This is a genomic window from Nonomuraea sp. NPDC049141 (genome assembly GCF_040648415.1).
Taxonomy (GTDB): Bacteria; Actinomycetota; Actinomycetes; order Streptosporangiales; family Streptosporangiaceae; genus Nonomuraea.
Map to the genome: position 1 here is coordinate 136,441 of NZ_JBEZDR010000024.1, position 17,187 is coordinate 153,627.

The 17,187-nt window shown below is 67.2% G+C and carries 21 protein-coding genes; 7 read left to right on the plus strand and 14 right to left on the minus strand.

Annotated elements, in window-relative coordinates:
- Positions 1-16: 16 nt before the first annotated feature.
- Positions 17-646, plus strand: coding sequence for a class I SAM-dependent methyltransferase (locus tag AB0B91_RS49890; RefSeq protein WP_358337191.1), 630 nt, complete (start codon positions 17-19; stop codon positions 644-646).
- On the opposite strand, the gene AB0B91_RS49895 is transcribed toward AB0B91_RS49890, so the two are convergent.
- The 4 genes from AB0B91_RS49895 to AB0B91_RS49910 form a co-directional block, all read right to left on the minus strand.
- The gene (locus AB0B91_RS49895; RefSeq protein WP_358336979.1) at positions 643-1,668 is read right to left on the minus strand and encodes a DUF1702 family protein; all 1,026 of its coding nucleotides are present in this window, start codon (positions 1,666-1,668) and stop codon (positions 643-645) included. The genes AB0B91_RS49890 and AB0B91_RS49895 overlap by 4 nt on opposite strands.
- A gap of 90 nt (positions 1,669-1,758) precedes the next feature.
- Entirely contained in the window at positions 1,759-2,799 is a 1,041-nt protein-coding gene (locus AB0B91_RS49900; RefSeq protein WP_358336982.1) for a prenyltransferase, read from the minus strand.
- Positions 2,796-3,512: a class I SAM-dependent methyltransferase gene (locus AB0B91_RS49905; protein WP_219533774.1), complete on the minus strand. Its 717-nt coding sequence runs from the start codon at positions 3,510-3,512 to the stop codon at positions 2,796-2,798. Before AB0B91_RS49905 ends, AB0B91_RS49900 begins: the two co-directional genes overlap by 4 nt.
- Before the next feature lie 32 nt (positions 3,513-3,544).
- Entirely contained in the window at positions 3,545-4,789 is a 1,245-nt protein-coding gene (locus AB0B91_RS49910) for a glycosyltransferase family 4 protein (RefSeq protein WP_358336985.1), read from the minus strand.
- A gap of 250 nt (positions 4,790-5,039) precedes the next feature.
- On the opposite strand from AB0B91_RS49910, the gene AB0B91_RS49915 reads away from it, so the two are divergent.
- The 3 genes from AB0B91_RS49915 (at position 5,040) to AB0B91_RS49925 (ending at position 7,526) form a co-directional block, all read left to right on the plus strand.
- On the plus strand, positions 5,040-6,068 hold the full coding sequence (locus tag AB0B91_RS49915; RefSeq protein ID WP_358336988.1) for a GDP-mannose 4,6-dehydratase: 1,029 nt from the start codon (positions 5,040-5,042) through the stop codon (positions 6,066-6,068).
- Between the two features lie 77 nt (positions 6,069-6,145).
- The gene (locus AB0B91_RS49920) at positions 6,146-6,703 is read left to right on the plus strand and encodes a helix-turn-helix domain-containing protein (protein WP_358336991.1); all 558 of its coding nucleotides are present in this window, start codon (positions 6,146-6,148) and stop codon (positions 6,701-6,703) included.
- Positions 6,696-7,526, plus strand: a complete 831-nt coding sequence (locus AB0B91_RS49925) for an SRPBCC family protein (RefSeq protein ID WP_358336994.1) — start codon at positions 6,696-6,698, stop codon at positions 7,524-7,526. Before AB0B91_RS49920 ends, AB0B91_RS49925 begins: the two co-directional genes overlap by 8 nt.
- Here the strand turns inward: AB0B91_RS49925 and AB0B91_RS49930 are convergent.
- The gene (locus tag AB0B91_RS49930; protein WP_358336997.1) at positions 7,523-7,987 is read right to left on the minus strand and encodes a MarR family transcriptional regulator; all 465 of its coding nucleotides are present in this window, start codon (positions 7,985-7,987) and stop codon (positions 7,523-7,525) included. The two genes, AB0B91_RS49925 and AB0B91_RS49930, sit on opposite strands and share 4 nt — an antisense overlap.
- Before the next feature lie 76 nt (positions 7,988-8,063).
- Here AB0B91_RS49930 and AB0B91_RS49935 point away from each other — a divergent pair, with 76 nt between their 5' ends.
- Complete coding sequence (locus AB0B91_RS49935; RefSeq protein ID WP_358337001.1) at positions 8,064-8,915, plus strand: LLM class flavin-dependent oxidoreductase; 852 nt, start codon at positions 8,064-8,066, stop codon at positions 8,913-8,915.
- 70 nt (positions 8,916-8,985) lie between these two features.
- Positions 8,986-9,813: a hypothetical protein gene (locus AB0B91_RS49940; protein WP_358337004.1), complete on the plus strand. Its 828-nt coding sequence runs from the start codon at positions 8,986-8,988 to the stop codon at positions 9,811-9,813.
- A gap of 39 nt (positions 9,814-9,852) precedes the next feature.
- Here the strand turns inward: AB0B91_RS49940 and AB0B91_RS49945 are convergent, their stop codons facing one another.
- The 8 genes from AB0B91_RS49945 to AB0B91_RS49980 all read right to left on the minus strand — a co-directional run bounded on the left by AB0B91_RS49945 (position 9,853) and on the right by AB0B91_RS49980 (position 14,535).
- Positions 9,853-10,179, minus strand: a complete 327-nt coding sequence (locus tag AB0B91_RS49945) for a LuxR family transcriptional regulator (RefSeq protein WP_358337007.1) — start codon at positions 10,177-10,179, stop codon at positions 9,853-9,855.
- Complete coding sequence (locus AB0B91_RS49950; RefSeq protein WP_219533765.1) at positions 10,176-10,610, minus strand: cupin domain-containing protein; 435 nt, start codon at positions 10,608-10,610, stop codon at positions 10,176-10,178. The genes AB0B91_RS49945 and AB0B91_RS49950 overlap by 4 nt, the downstream gene beginning before the upstream one ends.
- Before the next feature lie 98 nt (positions 10,611-10,708).
- A complete protein-coding gene (locus AB0B91_RS49955; RefSeq protein ID WP_358337011.1) occupies positions 10,709-11,539 on the minus strand; it encodes a permease-like cell division protein FtsX in 831 nt (276 codons plus the stop codon).
- A gap of 77 nt (positions 11,540-11,616) precedes the next feature.
- Complete coding sequence (locus AB0B91_RS49960; protein ID WP_358337014.1) at positions 11,617-12,087, minus strand: hypothetical protein; 471 nt, start codon at positions 12,085-12,087, stop codon at positions 11,617-11,619.
- Between the two features lie 42 nt (positions 12,088-12,129).
- Complete coding sequence (locus AB0B91_RS49965; protein ID WP_358337017.1) at positions 12,130-12,603, minus strand: carboxymuconolactone decarboxylase family protein; 474 nt, start codon at positions 12,601-12,603, stop codon at positions 12,130-12,132.
- Positions 12,604-12,968: 365 nt separating this feature from the next.
- Positions 12,969-13,187 carry a DUF397 domain-containing protein gene (locus AB0B91_RS49970; RefSeq protein ID WP_358337020.1) on the minus strand — a complete coding sequence of 73 codons (219 nt, stop codon included), beginning with the start codon at positions 13,185-13,187 and terminating at the stop codon, positions 12,969-12,971.
- A 245-nt stretch (positions 13,188-13,432) separates the two neighbouring features.
- A complete protein-coding gene (locus AB0B91_RS49975) occupies positions 13,433-13,645 on the minus strand; it encodes a DUF397 domain-containing protein (protein WP_358337023.1) in 213 nt (70 codons plus the stop codon).
- Between the two features lie 29 nt (positions 13,646-13,674).
- Positions 13,675-14,535, minus strand: coding sequence for a helix-turn-helix transcriptional regulator (locus AB0B91_RS49980; protein ID WP_358337026.1), 861 nt, complete (start codon positions 14,533-14,535; stop codon positions 13,675-13,677).
- 459 nt (positions 14,536-14,994) lie between these two features.
- On the opposite strand from AB0B91_RS49980, the gene AB0B91_RS49985 reads away from it, so the two are divergent.
- Positions 14,995-15,465, plus strand: coding sequence for an ATP-binding protein (locus AB0B91_RS49985; RefSeq protein ID WP_358337029.1), 471 nt, complete (start codon positions 14,995-14,997; stop codon positions 15,463-15,465).
- A 381-nt stretch (positions 15,466-15,846) separates the two neighbouring features.
- Here AB0B91_RS49985 and AB0B91_RS49990 read toward each other — a convergent pair whose 3' ends face one another.
- Positions 15,847-17,034: a cytochrome P450 gene (locus tag AB0B91_RS49990; RefSeq protein WP_358337032.1), complete on the minus strand. Its 1,188-nt coding sequence runs from the start codon at positions 17,032-17,034 to the stop codon at positions 15,847-15,849.
- Positions 17,035-17,187 lie beyond the last annotated feature (153 nt).

Consider the following 17,187-nt stretch of genomic DNA (forward strand, 5'->3'; position numbering starts at 1 on the left):
GTGCATCCCTATGACGATGCCGCCTGAACTGCGATACGCAGCCAAGCATGCCAAGGGATTCATGCCGGAAGGGGAGGGCCTGGCCCTGTTCGAGGCGGCTTGCCAGTACGGCAAACTCGGGCCGATCTGCGAGATCGGCACCTACTGCGGCAAATCGGCCGTCTACCTCGGGGCGGCGGCCAGGCTTGCCGGGTCCGTGGTCGTCACCGTGGACCACCACCGCGGCTCGGAGGAGATCCAGCCGGGCTGGGCCCACCACGACCCGACGCTGGTCGATCCGCGGTTCGGCAAGATGGACTCGCTGCCGACGTTCCGCCAGACGATCGCCGCCGCCGGGCTGGAGGACGAGGTGATCGCCATAGTGGGCCGCTCGGAGCAGGTGGCCCGGCTCTGGAACACGCCTTTGGGCATGCTGTTCATCGACGGCGGCCATTCCGACGATCCGGTGACGCGCGACTACGAGGGCTGGGCGCCGCACGTCATGCCGGGCGGTGCGCTGGTCTTCCACGACATCTATCCGGACCCGGCCGGGGGCGGCCAGGCTCCCTACCGGATCTACCTGCGGGCGCTCGCCTCGGGCGCGTTCGCCGAGACCTCGGCCGAGGGCTCGCTACGCGTCCTAGAGCGGGTCGCTCCGGGGATCTAGCGCCGCCTCCCGCGTGCCCACGCTCTGCGGGTGTGGGCCCGCCAGGACTGGAAGTCCTCGTGGGTGTGCGGGTCGTGGCCGAGCTCGATGAGCGCCCCTTCGGCCCACGCGCCGGCCTCGTCGGGCTCCGCGCCCGCCAGGATCGGTGCGGCCTGCGCCACGTGGCCCGGCAGTGTCCCCGCCTGGAGCCCGGCCGACACGGCGAACGCGCACCCCTGGGCCAGATGGGCACGGAACCCGTCGGCTGCCGCGTGATCGGTCAGCCACCACAGCTCGTCGGCGTTGGCGCCACCGGTGTGCGTGGCCGCGAACCCGACACCACTCCACAGATCGCCCCGCCGGCCCGCTGGGAAGGAGGCGATCCTGGCGGCCACGTCGTCCGGCGAGGCGCACTCGTGATACCAGAGCAGGCGGCCCAGGCCCTGATCGAAGATCGCGCAGTGAGCCCTGGTGAGCAGATCGGGCATGGTCCGCTCGCCGACCATCCGGTCGGCCCGCGCCAGGCTCCACTGGAACCCGAACCCGTCCACGGCCAGCCAGCGGAACAGCGGGTGCGTCTGCCGGACGCCCCACATGGGCCGCAGGCGCAGCAGCGCGTAGCCGCGCCCGGCGCCCACGTGCACGGCGTGCGGGTGAAGTTGGGCGGGGCCGGCCAGTAGCTCGTGAAGGCGCCGGCCCCGGGTCATGGTGAGCAGATCGAGCACGGTGCAGGCGGCACCGGCCCCCTCATAGGCGAAGCTCCGCTGCTCAGGCGACATTTCATCGATCTTGCAGACTTCACGCGAAACAGCGGCGTTGAACCCGAAAAGGTATGACCGCTCGGCTCCTTCGACGACCACCCGGCAATGTCCCTGCCGTAGCCGGAACCTCCGCCGGGCCAGATCGGCTTCGGACCGCTCCCTCAGCAGCAGCTTCCGTAGTCCGTGAACCGGCGAAAGCGTCGGCTCAGTCCTGTCCTGCTCCAAGAACGCTGTTGTGCCCGTGTCGCCCACGCTTCCCCCGAAGACGCCTCGTACGGCCACTCACGAAGCTAGTAACCGCAATGGGGCGTTCAGCGGTGCCGCTCCGCATTTCCCGGCAAAGAACCCGCAAAAGCCCTTGCGCGTACAAGATCACGCACGGGCGGGGGTGCAGCCACACAGATGCGGGTCGGCGGGGGAGACGGAGACGGCGCTGATGTCACGGAAGATCCCCGCTCCCGGGGAGAAAGCGAACAACGCGTCCCCCGCGAGCACCGCCGCCGCGGCCGTATATCCGCTCCGTTCGTGTGGAAAGTGGCGGTTGTTGGCGAACTGCCACCCCGTCCAGTACGAGCCGTCCTCATGGCGCAGGTGCTGCATGTCGGCGAACAGCCGGGCGGCACGCTCGCGGTCGCCCAGCGCGTCGAGGGCCAGCGCCAGCTCGCACGTCTCCGCGCCCGTCACCCACGGCTGGTCCGAGACGCAGCGGATGCCCAGCCCCGGCACCACGAACGTGCTCCACTCCCGCTCCAGCAGCTCCTCCGCCGCCGGCCCCCGGACGGCGCCGCCGAGCACCGGGTAGTACCAGTCCATGGAGTAGCGGCTCTTGTCGGTGAACGCCTCCGGGTGCGCGGCCAGCACGTGGGCCAGGCGGTCGGCGGCCAGCTCCCAGTGCGGCTGCGGGTCACCGAGGTGGTCGGCGAGCAGGACGCCGCAGCGCAGGCCCTGGTGGATCGACGAGCAGCCGGTGAGCAGCGCGTAGGAGGAGGCCCGGCCCTGGGCGTCACGCTCCCAGACGATCTCGCCGCGCTCGGTCTGCAGCCCCACGACGTAGTCGAGCGCCCTCTTGACCATCGGCCACCTGAGCTCGGTGAACCGCTGGTCGCCCGTCACCAGGTGGTGGTGCCAAAGGCCGGCCGCGACGTAGGCGGCGTGGTTCGACTCGCCGCCCGGCTCGGTGGCGACGCCGTCGACCAGCTTCATCGCCCACGAGCCGTCGTCGCGCTGGTGCCGGGCCAGCCAGTCGTAGCCCCGCGTGACGGGGTCGCGCAGGCCGGCCACGGTCATCGCCATCAGGCACTCGACGTGGTTCCACACGTCCACGTGGCCTTCCGGCCAGGGCACGCCGCCGTCGTCCTGCTGGATCGCTGAGATGCTCAAGGCCGTCTGAACGGCCTCCTCGCGTGAGATCACGCGGCGGGCTTCCTGACGTAGAGCACCACGCTCTTGCCGATGAGCGGGTTGAGCAGGGATTCGGCCAGCCGGGTGAGCGGCGGGCGCTTCATGATGTCCCAGACCAGCAGTTCGTGGTACGCCTTGGCGAGGGGGTGGTCGTCGTTGTTGACGCCGACCGCGCACTTGATCCACCAGTACGGCGCGTGCAGCCCGTGGGCGTGGTGGTGGGGGCCGATGCGGAAGCCGGTGGACTTCAGCTTCGCCGACAGCTCAGCCAACGTATAAATCCGGACATGTCCGCCGGGGGCCGTGTGATAGTCCTCGTCCAGCGCCCAGCAGATCCGCTCGGGCAGGAAGCTCGGCACGGTGATCGCGGCCGTGCCGCCGGGCTTGAGCACCCGGAAGATCTCTCGCATCGCGGCCATGTCGTCGGGGATGTGCTCCAGCACCTCGGCCGCGATGACCCGGTCGAAGGAGCCGTCCTCGAACGGCATGTCCAGCGCCGTCCCCTGAACGGTCTCGCCACTGGCCTCCGGCGGCACCTCGCCCGCCTTGTCCATCGCCACGAACATGGCCGCCACGCTGTCCAGCTCGGACTGGTCCATGTCGAAGGCGACCACGTCCGCGCCCCGGCGCAGCACCTCGAACGCATGCCGGCCACCACCACAACCCAGGTCGAGCACGCGCACGCCGGGCCCGACCGGCAGCCGGGCGAAGTCCACCGTCAGCACTTATCGATCTCCTTGAAATCTCGAAGCTTCGGTCAGCGGGTACGGCGGGCCGCGATGGCCTCGCGGTACGCCTCGACGGTTTTCATGGCGACGACGCGCCAGGTGTAACGCTCCATGACCCGCTCGTATCCGGCCTTGCCCACCCGCTCGCGCTCCTCCGGAGAGTCGTGCAGGCGGCGCAGCACCGCGGCCAGCTCCTCGGCGTCGCCGGGCGCGACCTGGATCGCGGCGTCCCCCACCACCTCGGGCAGCGCGCCCGTACGGCTGGCGACCAGCGGGGTCGCGCAGGCCATGTGCTCCACGGCCGGCAGCGAGAACCCCTCGTACAACGACGGCACCACGGAGACCTCAGAGGTGGCGATGAGCTCGCCCAGCTCGTCGTCGGAGATGCCGTGCACGAAGCGGACCCGATCCTGCAGCGACAGCTCCTGCACGAGCTGCTCGGTGGGCCCGCCGGCGGTCGGCTTGCTGACCACGGTGAGGCTGACGTCGCGCTCGGTGGCCAGCTTGGCCACGGCCCGCAGCAGCGTGGCGACGCCCTTCATGGGGGAGTCGGCACTGGCCACCGCCACGATCGAGCCCTTTTTCTTCGGCTTGTCGGGGCGAGGGTGGAAATAGCGGGTGTCGACGCCGAGCGGGATCAGGCGCATGTTCGCCTGCGGGACGTTGAAGTCGCGGTGGATGTCGGCCAGCGACGATTCGCTGACGGTCAGGATCGGGCTCAGCCGGGGCGCCACCTTGGCCTGCATCTTCACGAACGCGTACCAGCGGCGCATGGTCAGCTTCTTGGCGCCGGTGGCGGCCTCCAGCTCGATGCGCCGGTCCACGCTGATCGGGTGGTGGATGGTGCCGACCACCGGGAACAGCTTCTGGATGCCGAGCAGGCCGTAGCCGAGCGTCTGGTTGTCCTGGACGACGTCGAAGTCGCCGACCCGCTTCTTCAGCTCGCGATGCGCCCGCAGCGTGAACGTCAGCGGCTCGGGGAACCCGGCGGTCCACATGGTGCCGACTTCCAGCCAGTCGATCCAGTCGCGGTACTCGTGCAGCTTCGGGGTCCTGAACGGGTCCTCGTCGCGGTAGAGGTCGAGGCTCGGCACCTTCTGGAGGATCACGCCCTCGTCCAGCTCCGGGTAGGGCTGGCCGGAGAACACCTCGACGTGATGCCCAAGGGCGACCAGCTCGCGGCTCAGGTGGCGGAGGTAGACACCCTGGCCGCCACAGGTCGGCTTGCTGCGGTAGGACAGCAGTGCGATCCGCAGCGTGTCGCTCACGGACACCCCTTTCTCGCCCGGTAAGCACCCAGAGATGGGCGTGTACCGTGAAGATGACCTTAGTCCGAGAAGGCTACCATTCGGTAGGTCATCTGGAATTGTTCACAACTGCCGCCAAAGGCCGTGCGAACTGCGATGTTGGCGCGACCGAGCGTGGTTCGGTGGAACGTGTTCTAGGAGTCTTGGGCGCTGCATCGAGGCGCTTAGCTGTACATTCCCGTCCAAACGGACGCGGTCGTGATAGTGGGAGGACCCCTTGGCCAGGCGCGCTCTGATCACCGGCATCACCGGCCAGGACGGTTCCTATTTGGCGGAGTACCTGCTCGGTCAGGGGTACGAGGTGTGGGGGCTGGCGCGTGGCCAGGCCAACCCGCGCGTGTCGCGGCTGCGCAAGCTGCTGGCCGACGTTCAGGTGGTCCGCGGTGACCTGCTCGACCAGGGGTCGCTGATCTCGGCGGTGGAACGGGTTCGGCCCGACGAGGTCTACAACCTGGGTGCCATCTCGTTCGTGCCCATGTCGTGGGAGCAGGCGGAGCTCACGGCCGAGGTGACGGGGATGGGCGTGCTGCGCATGCTGGAGGCCATCCGGGTGTGCTCGGGCGTGTCGCGTGGCGGCGCCGCCTCCGGCTCCGGCCAGATCCGCTTTTATCAGGCTTCGTCGTCGGAGATGTTCGGCCAGGTCAGCGAGACGCCCCAGACGGAGCGCACCGCCTTCCACCCGCGCTCGCCGTACGGCGTGGCCAAGGCGTACGGACACTTCCTCACGCAGAACTACCGTGAGTCCTACGGCATGTACGCGGTCTCCGGCATCCTGTTCAACCACGAGTCGCCCCGGCGTGGCGCCGAGTTCGTCACCCGCAAGGTCTCGCTCGGCGTGGCGCGGATCAAGCTCGGCCTCGACAACGAGCTCCGGCTCGGCAATCTGGAGGCCCGGCGGGACTGGGGTTTCGCGGGCGACTACGTACGGGCCATGCACCTCATGCTCCAGGCCGGCACGCCCGAGGACTACGTGATCGGCACCGGGCGCATGAAGTCGGTCCGCGAGCTGGTCGAGGCCGCCTTCAGCGCGGCCTCCCTGGACTGGGAGCAGTACGTCGTCACCGACCAGGCCCTGCATCGGCCGGCGGAGGTCGACCTGCTGTGCGCCGATCCGAAGAAGGCCCGGGTGCAGCTCGGCTGGGAGCCGACGATGCCGTTCGACGAACTGGTGGCGACGATGGTCGAGGCCGACCTCCGCCTGCTGTCGAACGGCGGCGACCCCGACCAGGACAGCTCCTGGCCCTGATCGACCCCGATGCGCGGTGCTCCTTCGAGCATGCCCTATTGACAAAATACTATTTTATGTAAAGGATGGTTTTTGCGATGAGAGATGTCCTGTACCTGGAACAGATCGAGCAGGCCGAGGCGCTGCTCAAGCCGCAGCGCGTCGAGGTGCTGCGGCAACTGGCCGAGCCGCGCACCTGCACAGAGGTCGCGGCCCGGCTCGGTCAGACGCCACAGCGCGTCTACTACCACGTCAAACGGCTGGTGGACGCGGGCCTGGTCGACCTGGTGTCGGAGCGGAAGGTGCGCGGTGTCCACGAGGGCATCTACCAGGCGGGCGCGCGTTCGTACTGGCTGTCACCCCGCCTGGTCGGCCGGATCGGTCTGCGCAGGACGCAGGACGAGCTGAGCCTGGGTTACCTGCTGGACCTGATGGAAGAGGTGCAGGCGGACATCGCGGGACTCGACAGGACCGCGACGGAGCTGCCGTCGATCGGGCTGTCGGGGGAGATCCACGTGCGCCCCGAGGACCGTCAGGAGTTCCTGAACGAGCTGCAGGGGATGCTGCAAGACCTGTTCACGAGGTACGGCGGAGCGGAAGGTGACGCCTTCAAGCTCGCCGTCGCCTGCTACCCCAAGGGAGACGAACATGAGTGAGCCCATGACTGTCCGCGCCCGTGTCCAGGCACCGGTGAAGGAGGTGCACCACGCGCTGACCGACGCCGCGACGATGCGACTCTGGCTGGCCGAGCACGCCGAGGTGGACCTGCCGGACCGCTACGCGTTCTGGGGCCGGTACACCCCCGAGGGCGACGCGCCGCACCAGCGGCTCCTGCACGTCGACGACCACACGGTGCGGTTCTCCTGGCTACTGGACGGCGCGGACACCACGGTCGAGTTCGGCTTGGAGGAGGAGAGCCCCGAGACGACCATCGTGTCCGTCTCGCAGACCCACTTCGACTTCCAGGAGGCGCTCGCCGAGACGACGATCCGCGGGGTGATCCAGACGTACTGGTGCCTCATGCTGGCGAACCTGGCCGAGCACTTCGAGGGCCGCCCGCTCACCCCGAAGCCCGACTTCACCTCCTCCGACCTGCGGGCGGAAGTGCTGATCGCCGCTTCCGCGGAGAAGGTCTTCGACTCGCTGATCGACTCGGAGTCGGTGACCCGCTGGTTCGGGTTCCCGATCGAGATCGAGCCGCACGTCGGCGGCCGCTTCGCCATGGGCGGGCTGGCGGACAACCCCAACCCTGCGAAGATCGTCGAGCTGGAGCCGGGGCGCCGGCTGTCCGTTGACTGGGGCGGCGTCGGGGTGAGCACCTGGGAGCTGGCGGAGTCCGGCGGCAAGACGCGGTTGACGATGGTGCAGAGCGGATTCGACCGCCCGCCGTACGCGGCCTGGCTCGGAACCGTGTCCGGTGTCTCCGAACTGCGCCGCTTCCACGAGGTGGCCAACTGGAGCCCCATCTGGGTGTCCTAGTCGTTCTCCTCCGCCAGGTGGGTCAGCACGGTCTCCGCGACGGCCCCCATGACGTCGATCTGCTCCGGAGTCAGCAGGCTGATGAAGTGGCGGCGCACCGACTCCACATGATCGGGGGCCGCCGCCTCGATGGCCCGCAGCCCCTCCTCGGTCAGCACGATCACGGCGCCGCGGCCGTCCGTCTCGCACTCCTCGCGGGTCACCAGGCCGCGTTGTTCCATCCGTGAGATGTGCCGCGACAGCCGGCTCTTCGACCACAGCATCCGCTCGGCCAGCTTGGTGAGCCGCCACCGGTGCCCCTCGGTCGACGACAGGTTCGACAGCACGTCGTAGTCGGGGGCTGACAGCCCCGAATCCCGCAGCAGATCACGGCTCACCTGGGCGTCCAGGAGCAGCCGCATCCGGCGGTAGCCGAGCCAGGCCCGGAACTCGGCGTCATCCAACCAGCGCGGGTCACCCATGGCGCTCAGATTAGTTGACGTGTAACCAACTTTGGTTCTAGGTTCCATGTAAACCAAATCTGGGAGGCGGGCGCGCATGTTCGGTGTGGGTATCTCGGCTTCGGCGGCTCCGGGCGCCGATCCGGTCGGGGACGCGCGGTTGGCCGAGGAGCTGGGGTTCGACTTCGTGTCGACGTCCGACCACCCGTGCGGCACGTCGCCGACGTACGAGATCTGGACGCTGCTCACCTGGATCGCCGCCGCCACCTCGCGGATCCGCGTCGCCACGCGGGTCCTCGGGGTGCCGTACCGGCCGCCCGCGATGGTGGCCAAGATGGCGGAGTCACTGCACCGGCTCTCCGGGGGGCGGTTGATCCTGGGGCTCGGCGGTGGTTATTCGGACGAGGAGTTCCGGGCCTTCGGGCTGGGGGTGCCGACGCCGCGGGAGAAGGTCGACGGCATGGTGGAAGCGATTCACATCATCCGAGGGCTGTGGTCGTCACCGTCGTTCAGCTATCAGGGCGACCGCTATCACACGCTCGACGCCGCGCTGGAGCCCAAGCCGGCCAGTCCGATCCCCATCTGGCTGGGCACCTACGGCAACCGGGCGCTGGCGGCCACGGGGGAGCTGGCGGACGGGTGGATCCCGTCGCTGGGGTTCGCGCCGCCTGAGGTGGCGATGGAGATGCGTGCGCGGATGCTGGCGGCTGCGGGTCGAGTGGGGCGGGAGGTGGAGTGCGTGTACAACGTGCCGGTTTTGGTGGGCGGGACCTCGGACGAGCCTTCGACGGTGGCGGGCTCGTCCGAGGAGGTGGTGGAGGGGTTGAGGGGGTTGGTCGGGCTGGGGTTCACCTCGTTGAACCTCATGCCTGTGGGGGCGGACTTCCGCGGGCAGCTGGAACGGCTGGCCACTGACGTCCTTCCGGCGTTGCGGGCGTCCGCGTCGTAGCCGCTGTGGCTGTCCACAGAACGCGGTTCGGCGCCCAACGCCGCCCCGTCTTTCCCTGATCCTGGACGGCGTGAACGAACCCCTCCCGGAGCCATCCCCTTCGTCCCGTTCCTCTCTGGCGGAGCGGGCCCGGCGCGTCACACAGTCGGTCCCCCAGGCGGTCGCGTGCCGTCGGACGGCCGCCCACGTCTGGGGCCTGCACGTGCTGAGCCTCGACGCCACCCAAGACGGCTGGCCGGTCGAGCTCATTGCCCCCGGCCACCTGGCGATCCCCGGCTGTGTCACCCACGTGACCACCCTGCCCGCCGACGACATCACGGAGCACAAGGGCGTCCGGCTCACCACCCAGGAGCGCACGGCCCTCGACTGCGTCCGCTGGCTTCCCCGCATGGAGGCCGTGGCCGCCCTGGACCAGTTCCTCCGTCGCGGCGTGGACCTGGAGGCCCTCTGGCACCTCTCCACTTCATGGCACCAACGTGACACGCTCAGCCTCGCCGACCGGGGCGCCGGGTCGCCCCGGGAGAGCTGGCTACGCGTCATCCTCGTGGACGGCGGCCTCCCCAGGCCCAGCACCCAGATCCGCGTCTCGCTGGCCGACGACCGTTTCGCCTACCTCGACCTCGGCTGGCCGGACTTCCAGGTGGCGGCCGAATACGACGGTCAGCAGCACCACACGTCGTCCGCGGACCAACTCCACGACGAGCGACGCCGCGCGGAGCTACGCGGTCTCGGCTGGCGGATCATCGCCGTCCGCCGAGACGTCTTCCCCGGCCAGACCGCCGACCTCCTCCATCAGGTGGCGGACACCCTCATCCAGCAGGGCTGGCAACCAGGCGCCCGCCAGACGGTCCGCATCCTCGCCCGCATCAGAGCCGCTCGCCGCCGCCGGCAACGCTGAAGGCGGGAACCGTACCCGGTTCCCGCCCTTCTTCGGCTTTCAGCGTGCGGTGGTGAACAGGAACGCGCTGTCCTGCACGGCCTCCACGCGGTGACTGCGTTCGGGCATGACCAGCAGATCGCCCGGCAGCCCGTCCCACGAGTCAGGCCCGGCGACAAGCCGCACCTGCCCGTGCAGCACCTGCACCGTGACCTCGCCAGGATGCTCGTGCTCGTGGATGTGCTCGCCCTGCCGCAACGCCATCACGGTCTGCCGCAACGAACGATCGTGTCCACCGTGGATGGTGGTGGCACTGCGGCCACTGTTCGCCTCACGGGCAAGCGTGAGGTGATCGCGGACGAGCGCGGTCAGCGGGACCTTGGTCATGACCGCGGTGCGCGGCGGTCTCGCCGAGCTTCCAGTTCCTCCGGGCTGACCGGGATCAGCATCGGCTGCCCCGGTGCGCAGAACATCGTCACCACGAACTGTGACTCCTCGTCGGCGAGGTGGTTGCCGTCCTGGTAGTGGATCACGTCCCCACCGGGCTCCCAGAACGTCTCCCCGGGCCGGACAACCCGCACGGGATCGCCCTCGAGCTCGAAGTTGACGGCCCCCTTGATCACGTACCCGTACGCGGGCCCGGAGTGGCGGTGAGGCGGCGCACCGGGGCTGTTCGGGGGCAGCGTGACCAGGATCGTCATCGCCTCCGCTCCCTCCGGCGCGGGCGGTGCCCCCGGTACGGTGCCGACCACGTCGAGCTTCGGCGGCGGGCCGCTCTTGTCGGGGTTGTCGAGGTGGTGAGTGTGATCGGTTTTCATGAGGCTTCCCCTCGCGGGTCAGTGGCCGGCTCGATCCGGCCGTTCACCAGCTCAGACAAGACAGCGCCCCAATGTGTGACAACGCCCTAAAAGCGACATCAGCGATGTCGCGCGACCTCCTCCACCCCGGGAAGCCCTTTGAGCGCGGCGGTGATCGGGGTGAGGTTGGACGGGTTGGCCAGTACCAGGTGGAAGCTCTCACCGGTGACTGACGCGATGGCCTTCGAGTTGGAGGTGCTGCCGACGAAGATATTCCGCCAGTTACTGACCGCGTGCGCTCGCGGCTCCAAGTAGATCTTCTTTACGCCTTCGACGTTTCGCAGCGCCTCGAAGATGGCGTCACGCTCAAGGTCTGTGGTCTGACCTCGGCCCTGGCAGGCCCCTTGGTCATTCCGAGGAGCACAGAGACGGACCTGGGCGTGGGCCTTGCCGAGCCAGAAGTCCGTTCGCCACTCATAGACCGAGGCGACCCCGGGCAGTTTCGCCAGCTTGTTGGCCTGCTTGGCGTTCACGACCTTGACCTTGGCATCGAAGTATTCGGGCATGTCGCTTTTGCGGCTGGCTGCGATCAGGGCCTTGTTGTCACTGAAGTCTTCGCGGAACTTCCGGTAGGACTCGTCCTGGTCCATGAACCGCACCCCGGAAACTCCAGGCAGCCGCTTGAGGAGCTTCTCGAGTCTCCTTTTCTGCTCCGCCGTCGTCGCCTTGCCGTGGCAGTTCGGCGTCGCGATGTGCTTCGAGCACAGAAACACCGAGAGGGTCCCGGACTTCGGCCACGGCCCCTTGGGCGGAGGCAGCGGCGAGTCCCCTTGCTCCATCACATCGTCGACGCCGTTCGCAACTGTCCCACCCAGCGTTTTCATCCCCGCAGGGACATCTGCCGCGGCCGCAGCCGCTCCGCTGGTCGCCAGCGCTGTCGTCAACGCCACAACCGCCCACCTAAGCCTCATGCCGGGACATGATCCTGATCAGACGTGACCTTGGTCAAACGCAATTTCCACCGGCATCAGAGGGCCAGCAGGGCCATGAAGGCCATGCTGGCCGCCATTCCGGCTGAGCACGCGTTCTGGTTGAGTGACCTTCGGTCCGCGCCCCGCTCGGTCAGGACGCGGATGAGCCGCGCGCAGGTCCAGGCCAGCCCGATGACCAGGGCCACCGTGGTCAGAGACCCGCCTCCATGCGCGTGCCCGGACGGAGCGACGGCGAGGGTAGGCCCCCTGAACGCTGTGAGCACCAGGAGGAGGGACATGACCACGAAGTCCTGGATGTGATGACCGGTCTCCGCGCGCCGGGACGGGGAGCCGCAGAGCCAGGCGGCGGTCAGCAACGCGAGCACCGTGACAGAGAGGAACATGCCGCCCAAGTGGCCGGTTGCCATGCCGAGCGCCATGACAACGTGCGGCCACCTCCTGGCAGGGCGCGCGGAGGGCAGCAGGGCCGGAGCGAGGGCCAGGACGCAGCCGACCGATACTGCCATCGTGTGGAGGAAGGCATGCATCGGGCGGCCGGTTTCTGCTTGTTATCCGAACTGGCCGGGCTGGTAGTCGCCGGCGGGCTGCTGGGTGATGACGTTCAGCCGGTTGAAGGCGTTGATGAGCGCGATGAGGCCCACCAGGGCGGCGAGCTGGTCCTCGTCGTAGTGCTTTGCGGCGTTCGCCCAGGCCTCGTCTGTGACGCCACCGGCCGCGTCGGCGATGCGGGTGCCCTGTTCCGTCAGCTCCAGGGCGGCGCGTTCGGCGTCGGTGAAGACCTTGGCCTCCCGCCAGGCCGCGACCAGGTTGAGGCGTACCGAGGTCTCCCCGGCGTGCGTGGCGTCCTTGGTGTGCATGTCGGTGCAGAAGCCGCAGCCGTTGATCTGACTGGCGCGGAGCTTCACCAGTTCCCGCGTCGCGGCCGGCAGCGTCGAGTCCACGATCACCCTGTCCGCCGAGACGATGTGCTTCATGACCTTGCCTGCGATCGGGTTGCCGAAGAGGTTCAAGCGGGCATCCACGATGTACTCCTTGCCGTTGTTGGTGGGGTTACATCCGTCTAGACAGGACAGCCCGGCAAGTTGTGACAGGAACGCCCCGCAGAGCAGACGCGGTGCGAGCCCGCGTCTACAAGCCGGCTGGCTCGCGATCACCCCGTGAGGACCAGCCGGTCGAACGTCTGATTGGCGATCACCCCATGACGACCGGTAGCTCCTTGATGCCGTTGATGAAGTTCGACCGCATTCGACAGTGACACGCTTGATGGCGAGACGATCAAGCGGATCGGGTTCGCAGGCGACGAGCTGAGCGCCTACGAATTCCACCATGTTGTACCAGTAGAGCCCTTATCTGGGAGTAGTGAGGGCTCTAAGGCATGTCCGGCTGCTCAGTCTGAGGGAAGCTCGAACTCCTGCAAGTGAACGCCGCCGGTGAAGGCTCGCCACTCGTCGGATGTGAAGATCAATGCCGCTCCATTAGGGTGCTTGCTGTCTCGCACGGCTACGCGCTGGCCGATGAAGGCGACCTCTACACACTGGCCGTTTGGGGCGCTAAGGCTGCTCTTGCGCCATTCAACACCAGACAAATCAATGGCTTCACCAGTCATCTCAGTACCTGCTTTCACTTTTGATCTGCAAGTATGTTGGCCAAAGTGTCCTGCGTCTCCGCAGGGCTGGCGGCAGCCTCTCGGAGTTGCTCCGGGAGATCATTCTGGAGCGGAGTTCCCGCCGGAGGCTCGATCGAACGCCGCTCAAAGTTGAGGGCCACATAAGAGTGCCCGGGTCGCCAGGAAGGCGACCGGGCACTCTTTGATATGGCCACTTCAACATAGAAACGGCCTAGTCAAAGCGCCTATGGCAAGTCGAACTCTTTCTTGCTCACGCCATCGAGGAACGCTTCCCACTCAACGTGGGTGAACACCAACGCGGGGGCGTCAGGGTTCTTGCTGTCACGGACGGCCACGATGCCAGGCAGGTTGCTGGCAACCTCCACGCAGGCACCACCCTGACCGTTGCTCTTGGAAGACTTTCGCCAAACGGCACGGGACAGGTCATCTTTCGACATCCCGCACCCCCTTCTCTGTGGTTGGTCTGCTACGCCCGGAGATCGCGCGCTACCTGCCGAATGAGTGCCGATGATTGATCAGCGGGCAGCGCCGATTCGCGCAGGTGGTCAAACATCACCGTATACCGATCTACTTCGTGCTGTTTCTCCAAATAGAGGGTACCGGTGCGGTATTCGATGTACACCACGCGCGGGTCTGCGGATTCGAAGGACAGGATATGGAACGCCCCGTCCATAGCAGGATGCGCGCCGACCGCGAAGGGCAGTACCTGCAGCGTCACGTTCTGCAGGTCTGCCACATCAAGCAACCGCTGAAGCTGGGCGTACATCACCTCGGAGCCGCCGACAACACGGCGAATCACCGCTTCATTCATCACCATGGACACATTCGGGGCACTTTCGCCAGTTAGAAGCTTCTGCCTCGTCAGCCGGACAGCAACTCTCTGCTCGATGTCCTCGCTCGGCACGTCGGGCAGAGAGGCTCGATGCACCGCTCGGATGTAATCCTCGGTCTGTAGCAGGCCCGGCACGAACTCGCTCTCATAGATCTGCAACGCGGATGCTGCCGATTCCAAACCCACGTAGACCTCGAACCACTCAGGGACTGCCGGTCCGTAGGCGTGCCACCAGCCACGCTGACGAGCCTCACGCGCCAACGCGAGCAGCGCGTCCCGCTCGGCAGGGTCGACTTCATAGATGCCCAACAGCGCTCGGGCGTCGCTGGGCTGGATCGCCCGACGAGCAGTCTCGAACCGGCTGAGCTTGGTTGGGTGCCAATCGAGCTGCTCGGCGACCTGTTCGAGACCTAGATTGCGATCTTCGCGTAGGCGACGCAGCTCGGCCGCAAGCTGACGTCGCCGCACGGTCGGACTGGGTGCTGGGCGCGCCATCGGGATCACCTTTCCAGTCTTCCACTCTCAGGCAAGCAAGCAACCAAGTTAGCAACTGCTATCTGGCACTTGCCAATCTGCAGCCTGTCGATAGACACTGGCCATCGTCGCACCATCGCATCCTCGCCATGGTTCGATCGGCGCGAAATCGAACGTCAGCCGTGCCCTAAAGACGCCCCCGCAAGGGAGGTTCCGCATGCGCAAATTCGACTACGGATAGGAGTGATTCATTCACTTAGCGCGATTGTCGTGGGATCTGTCGCAATTCGGGCTGTCGCTGGCGGTGGAGTATCCGTCGAGGGTTGAGCCGTTCATCACCATACGCAGGGCGCGGGGTCCGCTGTACGTGAGGGCCGCTTTGCGGGGTGAGCAGTGGATTTCCACGTGGGTTCATGGTCGGGGTCGGTGGGTGGATGCGTACGACGTGGACGCGGCTACGCGGGTCTGGGAGGTGGCGCGGTGGAGGAGCGGTTTCTTGGTGAGGTCGTGTTGCCGGGGGTGGCGTATTCGGTGGCGGTGGCTCGTCGCTGCGTCGGGGAGATGCTTTCGTCGGCAGGGTACCGAGACGTGGAGAATGCGCGATTGATCGTCAGCGAGTTGGTCACCAATGCGCTGATTCATACCGCTTCCGGACTGTATGGCGGGGTGATCACGGTGGAGGTCATCGCGGTTGATGCCGAGATCGTTCGCGTTGAGGTGACCGATGACGGGGCGGACACGGTTCCTCGATCGAGCGAGTCCGGCGATGACGACTGTCACGGGCGTGGTCTGTGGCTGGTCGAGCAGGTCTCGCTCAAGTGGGGCGTGCGGTTGCTGGGTGCGGGGCAGCGCGCGGTCTGGGCAGAGACGTTCACGGGTCAGGCGGTGCCTGGATGCGCTGGGGAAGGCGTGGCTGCGGGGGTCGCCACAGAAGGTGTGGTGACGAGGTGAGCTGGGTGCTCGGTCACTGGCGGTTTCCCCCTCAGTGCTCGGCGCTGCACGTGTCAGCCGTGCAGTCTCACTACGACCAACTGACGTGGCACCCTCCACGCCAGGGCGAGCCGGACGGTCGGGTTGTGAAGTGGACCTGCGACTGCACAGAGGTCTTTTACGAGCTGATCGTGGTCGGCGGTTGCGGTTCATTCGCCGGACAGCTTTCCGGAACGAGAGGACCGTCATTCATGAGAGTGATCGCTGGTCCCTCCACGTGGCACATGACATGTGGAGGGACCTGCTCTTCGGTCACGCCAGATGAAGTATGGGGCAGCGTCTACGGGCCGGCTGGCTCGCGATCACCCATGATGACCAGCCGACCAAACGTCTGGCTGGCCATCACCCCATGACGACCGGCAGCTCCTTGATGCCGTTGATGAAGTTCGACCGCAACCGTCGCGCCTCACCCGTCTGCCGCAGCCGTGGATACCGCCGGGCCAGCTGCTCGAACAGGATCCGCAGCTCCAGCTTCGCCAGGTGATTGCCCAGGCAGAAGTGCGCCCCGCCACCCCCGAACCCGATGTGCGGGTTCGGGTCGCGGCCGATGTCGAACACCTCGGCGTCGGGGAAGACGGAGGTGTCCCGGTTCGCCGACGAGTAGAAGACCACGACCTTGTCGCCCTCGCCGATCTGCTGCCCGCCCAGCACCGTGTCCGCCGTGGCCGTACGCCGGAACAGGTTCACCGGCGACACCCACCGGACGATCTCGTCGGACGCCGTCCCCGCCAGTCCCGGGTCCGCCACGAGCCGCTGCCACTGCTCGGGATGCTCGAAGAGCGCGAGCATCCCGCCGGAGGCCGCGTTGCGGGTGGTCTCGTTCCCGGCGACCACCAGCAAGAGGACGAACAGGTCGAACTCATCCTCCCCGAGCGTCTCGCCGCTCTTCTCGTCGGGCTGGATGAGCTTGGTGACGATGTCGTCGCGCGGGTTCGCCCTGCGCTGGGCGGCCAGTTGGTTGGCGTACGCGTACACCTCCATGGCCGCCGCGCCGCCCTCGTCCGGGGAGGAGGCGTAGTCGGGGTCCTGCGCGCCGATCATGCGGTTCGACCAGTTGAAGATCTTGTCCCGGTCGGTGACCGGGGCGCCGAGCAGTTCGCAGATCACGTAGAGCGGCAACGGGGCCGCCACTTCGGTGACGAAGTCGGCCTCGCCCGAGCACTTGTCGAGAAGGTCGTCGCAGATGTCGCGGATGTGCTGTTCGAGCGCTCCAATGGTGCGCGGTGTGAAGCCCCGGTTGACCAGCGACCGGCGCCGCGTGTGCTCCGGCGGGTCCTGGTTGAGCATCATCAGCCGCTGCAGCGCCCGCTGCTCCTCGGTGACCTCGTTGAAGAGCGCCAGCTTCCTCGACGAGGAGAACAGGTCCGAGTGCCGGGACACATGGACGACGTCCTCATACCGGGTGACGGCCCAGAAGTCGGGCTCGTCCACGTGCCGGTATACGGGCTCATTGGCGCGCAGCCAGCGTAGCTGCTCGTGTGGTGGGCCGGAGGTCGCGTAGTGGTCCTGGTCAACAAGGTTGATATGCACTCGAAGTCACCTCGGGCCTATGGGCTGATCAAGCGCTTGGTTAAGCACCTTATTGAAACGTGTTCTATTACGCCGCGCCGTCTCAGTCAATCGCCCGCCCCGCCATCATCCCGGCTCCACCCCATGTCGCAATTGTCCACTCAGTTCGTGATC

Coding starts and splice junctions, on each gene's coding strand:
- AB0B91_RS49890 (WP_358337191.1), top strand. CDS start 17: ATGCCGCCTGAACTGCGATACGCAGCCAAGCATGCCAAGGGATTCATG.
- AB0B91_RS49920 (WP_358336991.1), top strand. CDS start 6,146: ATGAGAGATGTCCTGTACCTGGAACAGATCGAGCAGGCCGAGGCGCTG.
- AB0B91_RS49925 (WP_358336994.1), top strand. CDS start 6,696: ATGAGTGAGCCCATGACTGTCCGCGCCCGTGTCCAGGCACCGGTGAAG.
- AB0B91_RS49930 (WP_358336997.1), bottom strand. CDS start 7,987: ATGGGTGACCCGCGCTGGTTGGATGACGCCGAGTTCCGGGCCTGGCTC.
- AB0B91_RS49935 (WP_358337001.1), top strand. CDS start 8,064: ATGTTCGGTGTGGGTATCTCGGCTTCGGCGGCTCCGGGCGCCGATCCG.
- AB0B91_RS49945 (WP_358337007.1), bottom strand. CDS start 10,179: ATGACCAAGGTCCCGCTGACCGCGCTCGTCCGCGATCACCTCACGCTT.
- AB0B91_RS49950 (WP_219533765.1), bottom strand. CDS start 10,610: ATGAAAACCGATCACACTCACCACCTCGACAACCCCGACAAGAGCGGC.
- AB0B91_RS49960 (WP_358337014.1), bottom strand. CDS start 12,087: ATGGCAGTATCGGTCGGCTGCGTCCTGGCCCTCGCTCCGGCCCTGCTG.
- AB0B91_RS49970 (WP_358337020.1), bottom strand. CDS start 13,187: ATGACTGGTGAAGCCATTGATTTGTCTGGTGTTGAATGGCGCAAGAGC.
- AB0B91_RS49975 (WP_358337023.1), bottom strand. CDS start 13,645: ATGTCGAAAGATGACCTGTCCCGTGCCGTTTGGCGAAAGTCTTCCAAG.
- AB0B91_RS49980 (WP_358337026.1), bottom strand. CDS start 14,535: ATGGCGCGCCCAGCACCCAGTCCGACCGTGCGGCGACGTCAGCTTGCG.